This is a genomic window from Afipia sp. OHSU_II-C1, from assembly GCF_000497575.1.
In the GTDB taxonomy this organism is placed as follows: domain Bacteria; phylum Pseudomonadota; class Alphaproteobacteria; order Rhizobiales; family Xanthobacteraceae; genus Afipia.
In genome coordinates this window covers 1-4,442 of record NZ_APJI01000034.1, presented here as the reverse complement: position 1 = coordinate 4,442, position 4,442 = coordinate 1, and the positions used below count along the sequence as shown (strand labels likewise).

Annotated in this window: 3 protein-coding genes and 1 pseudogene; 1 reads left to right on the top strand and 3 read right to left on the bottom strand. The window is 58.3% G+C overall.

Annotation, left to right across the window (positions count from 1 at the left end; genetic code table 11):
* Positions 1–55: 55 nt before the first annotated feature.
* Positions 56–805: a cytochrome c biogenesis CcdA family protein gene (locus tag I554_RS0125270; protein ID WP_024575738.1), complete on the bottom strand. Its 750-nt coding sequence runs from the start codon at positions 803–805 to the stop codon at positions 56–58.
* Positions 806–929: 124 nt separating this feature from the next.
* The gene (locus tag I554_RS0125265; protein WP_051358689.1) at positions 930–3,458 is read right to left on the bottom strand and encodes a heavy metal translocating P-type ATPase; all 2,529 of its coding nucleotides are present in this window, start codon (positions 3,456–3,458) and stop codon (positions 930–932) included.
* Between the two features lie 67 nt (positions 3,459–3,525).
* Between I554_RS0125265 and I554_RS0125260 the strand changes: the two genes are divergently transcribed.
* Positions 3,526–3,930: a helix-turn-helix domain-containing protein gene (locus tag I554_RS0125260; protein ID WP_029659689.1), complete on the top strand. Its 405-nt coding sequence runs from the start codon at positions 3,526–3,528 to the stop codon at positions 3,928–3,930.
* Between the two features lie 84 nt (positions 3,931–4,014).
* Here I554_RS0125260 and I554_RS26700 read toward each other — a convergent pair.
* Positions 4,015–4,317 (bottom strand): annotated as a pseudogene (locus I554_RS26700) (efflux RND transporter permease subunit); the annotation flags it as partial.
* Positions 4,318–4,442: the final 125 nt, after the last annotated feature.

The window sequence follows — 4,442 nt, the reverse complement described above, 5'->3', positions numbered from 1 at the left end:
CGTTGCAGCCACCGCCAGTGTTGCTCGCATTATCACACTCCACCTGCGCGCCTACTCAGCCAATTTGACCCAGCATCGGAAACGTTTCGAAGAACCAGATCGCAACGTCAGTGAGATGACCGGTAATCATTGCAACCCCCATAGCGATCATCACGAATCCGGCAATCAACTGCAAAATGCGACCGGCGCGTCCAAATTTTCCCAAGCGTCCGACAAATCTGCTGGAAAAAAGCGCCGCCAGAACGAACGGCAACCCAAGGCCGAGAGAGTAAATGGCAAGCAGCGCCACACCGCTCGCGCCGGAGGAAGACGAAGCCGCGACTGCAAGGATTGCGCCAAGGACCGGACCAATGCAGGGCGTCCATCCAAACGCAAATGCAGTACCGAGGAGATAGGCAGAGACCGGCCCTGTTCCCGGCCGTGCGATTTGCACGCGCGTGTCGCGCTCGATCCAAGCAGGACGCCAGAGGCTTGTCGTAAAGATACCAAACAGAATTACCAGTAGACCGCTAAGTATATTGATTTCGTATCGGTAAACTGCGAGCATCAAGCTCAAGGCGTTGGCGCCGGCACCAAGTGCTACAAAGATCGTCGTAAATCCGAGGACAAAGCATACACTCAAAAACAGTACGCGAAGCTGCTGCCGAGCCGGGACCGATTGATCGCCGTCCGCCGGTGGGAGGCTTTGACCTGCGACATATGAGATGTATGCCGGCACCAGGGGAAGGACACACGGCGATAGGAACGAGACCGCTCCGGCCGCGAACGCCGTGACAATGCCGACGACGGAAAGGTCAAGCGTCATCGGTGTATGCCCAACAAATAACTCATCAACTCAAGAACTTTCATCCGCCAGCTTATTTCAGTGAGAGCACACCGTTCCGCCTCTGCAGTCAGAGGCAATCGGCCACGGCTATTCGTCGATGGATTTACGTCTGAGCTGACTGATCGCGGCTTAATAGTCGGAGCCCGTTCAGCACGACCAGCAGCGAGGCTCCGACATCGGCTGCGATAGCACCCCATAGGGACGCCCATCCGACGATCGTCAGACCCGTGAACAGTAACTTGACGGCAAGCGAAAAGCCGATGTTTTGCCGGACGATCGCCAAGGTGGCCTTGGAATGACGAATGAGCCAAGGCAGCCGCGATAAATCGTCCTGCATGAGGGCAATATCTGCAGTCTCAATGGCGGCGTCAGACCCGATTGCTCCCATAGCGATGCCAACGTTTGCGCGTGCCATCGCGGGAGCATCGTTTACGCCATCTCCAATCATCCCGACATGGCCGTACCGCGCAACCAACCTTTCAACAGACTCGACCTTCTGTTCGGGCAAGAGCTCCGCGTGCACCTCATCGACGCCAGTTTCCCGCGCAATCATTTCGGCAGTGGCCTTGTTATCGCCAGTCAGCATCACGACGCGCTCGATACCTGCCGCGTGTAGGTCGGCCACAATACGCTTGGCCTCGGGTCTCACCGCGTCAGCGACGGCAATCAGGCCCCAGATCTCGCGGTCATCGCCAACGCCGATAACGGTGCGCCCAGCACTTGCAAGAGCATCGGCCGCTTGAAGCGCCTCGGCCGAATTCGAAAGCCTATCATGTTCTTCAATAAAGCGACGAGACCCTAACCAAGCTTCTTGCCGGCCGATGCGTCCTACGACACCTTTGCCGCGCACTGCCTGAACGCCATTGGCGGGGACCGCCGCAATGCCGGCTTCGGCCGCTTTTTCAAGGATCGCGTGGGCCAAAGGGTGCTCACTGCGAGCTTCAAGGGCAGCCGCCAACTTCAGCAGTTCGCCCTCGCTGTGATTGTTGAAGGTGACGAGTTCGACGACCTTGGGGCGTCCTTGCGTCAGCGTGCCGGTTTTGTCCATGGCTATTGCCTTGAGCTTCGACGGTGTCTCAAGGTGCACGCCGCCTTTTACCAGCACGCCTTGTTTTGCGGCACCAGCCAGAGCCGCCACGATGCTGACCGGAGTGGAGATGACGAGCGCGCAGGGGCACGCGATGACAAGAAGAACCAGGGCGCGATAAAACCATACGTCCCATGCTCCGCCGAATATAAGCGGCGGAATGACCAACACCGCCACCGCAAGCCCCATGACGCTCGGCGTATAGATTCGGGCAAAGCGTTCGACCCATTGCTCGGAAGGCGCGCGGCGGCTTTGCGCGGAGCCCACCATTTTGATGATGCGGGCGAGCGTGGTGTCTTGCGCGCCCTTTGTGGTTTCGATTTCCAGCGCACCTTCGCCATTGATGGTTCCGGCGTAGACCACAGAACCTTCCGATATCGAGACGGGGACGCTTTCGCCGGTGATGGGAGCTTGGTTCACTTCGCTTGCACCGGTCAGGACGATTCCGTCGAGCGGAATTTTATCGCCAGGCCGTACAACGATGTGAGCACCGATTGACACCTCCGCAACAGGAACTTCCTTCTCCATTCCGCTTGCAAACTTCACGCGCGCGACGGCCGGAGCCAGTTCCATCAGCGCTGCTACGGCCCGACGCGCGCGCCCAAGGCTCCACGCCTCCAGCGCCAGGGCAAGCGCGAAAAAGAATGAGACGGTGGCCGCCTCGAACCATTGGTGAATGGCAACAGCGCCCGCGACGGCAATGACCATCAGCAAATTCATGTCAGGCCGCAGACGTCGCGCGGAAAGTAGGGCCTTCGGCGCGACATATCTGATGGCACAGACGACAGCCAGCGCATACGCCAGGATGGCGGCGATTGGAGCAGGTGCGAACACCCCAGGAGTTTCACTGAGCGCGGCAAGCACGCTTCCCGCGGACGAAGCATGAATGGCAAAGCCAAGTGCGGTCAGAATTCCGCTGGCTGCCGTTAGGAGCGATTGGGTGCGACGCCTTCGATCTTCGGCAAGAGCACCTTCAGTCTTCGGGCCTTCAATCCACTGTTCCGCACGCATGCCAGTCCGCGCAACAGCCTTCTCGATGCTTGCCAGCATAGCTGCATCGGGATTACCGCTCACGGACATCCGGCCGTTGACCAGGTCGAATACAAGCCTGTCCTCGCCGACCAACAGTCCGACTTCGCGCTTGAGAGCGGCGACTTCGTCTCCGCAATCCATGCCATGGATCTTGAACACCACTCCGTCTGGGGCTGCGGCAGGTACGGGCGCGGTGAATGCAACGTCGTCGCCGGCGCAGCCGGTGCAAGCGGCGTCCGTCGCCGACACACTCAATGGCAGCTTCTGGTCACGTAACAATTCCGCGACCATTCCAGTGGTTGCGACGGCAACTAGAATGTCATCAATTGCCGGAGAAACACCCGGCGCAACATCCATACGACCTGCCTTCGTGTCAAAGGAGAGGTTGTCTTCGCCACCCACGAGCGGACCAACCGCGCTCTTGAGTTGACGGGCCTCGTTTTGACAATCGAGGCCTATCACGCGGAAAGAGAGCTGATGGGTCAGCCGACTCGGCACGGAAAGATCTGTCATTTGTCACCTCGACTTTCTCGACGTGACTGCTCATATAAACCCTGTAGCAACTAGAGGGTCAAGGCGCATGTCCGTGCAAGTCTTAAAAATCGGCGACCTCTCCAGGGCAACCACCACCAAGGTCGAGACGATACGGTACTATGAGAACATAGGCCTTCTCCCCGCGCCCAGTCGCACGGCAGGGAATTTCCGATCATACGCTCCGGAGCATCTAGTCAGACTAAGCTTCATACGCCGCGCAAGAGAGCTGGGCTTCACATTGGACCAAGTACGTAACTTGCTCGACCTTTCCGACGAAAAGCGGCGATCTTGTGAATCTGTAGACGCAATCGCCCGAGAACATCTCAGACAGGTAGACCGTAAGATCGCCGACCTAAAGGCCCTCCGGGCCGAGTTGGATAGCGTGATCAATCAGTGCAGGTGCGGAACGATTGCTGATTGCCGCATCATCGAAGCGCTAGGACCCTCGTAGGCGCCCACGTAGAGACTTCGAATCGATGCCTTAATCAGAATGGCTGCAGACAGCTCTCATAAGAAATTTACAACAGCCGCCGTCTTAGAGATGAGGGAAAGAACAATGCGATGTACTTCGTGTTGCAATTCCGTTGGATGGGGGGTGAAGTCGTTCGTCGCTCGCGTTTTCACGCCGGAACAAAACGTAGAGCGCGGGCAGGACGACAAGCGTGAGTAATGTCGATGAGATAATTCCACCGATGACCGCGGTCGCAAGCAGCCGTTGTACGTCAGCGCCGGCGCCGGTTGCGATCGCCATCGGCACGAAACCCAGCGATGCGACGAGTGCCGTCATGAGTACAAGCCGCAACCTCGTCAGCGCCCCCTCTCGGACGGCATCGATCAGGGCATGTCCTTCTTGCGCAGCTTTCGATGAAGGTGATGGACGTTGCCGACACTGATTCCATATCGCGACAGCGTCTGCCGGTTGAGCTTGACGGTCTGACCGGCCCCCACTGAGTGGTCCGATCG

Coding starts and splice junctions, on each gene's coding strand:
- I554_RS0125270 (WP_024575738.1), bottom strand. CDS start 805: ATGACGCTTGACCTTTCCGTCGTCGGCATTGTCACGGCGTTCGCGGCC.
- I554_RS0125265 (WP_051358689.1), bottom strand. CDS start 3,458: ATGACAGATCTTTCCGTGCCGAGTCGGCTGACCCATCAGCTCTCTTTC.
- I554_RS0125260 (WP_029659689.1), top strand. CDS start 3,526: ATGTCCGTGCAAGTCTTAAAAATCGGCGACCTCTCCAGGGCAACCACC.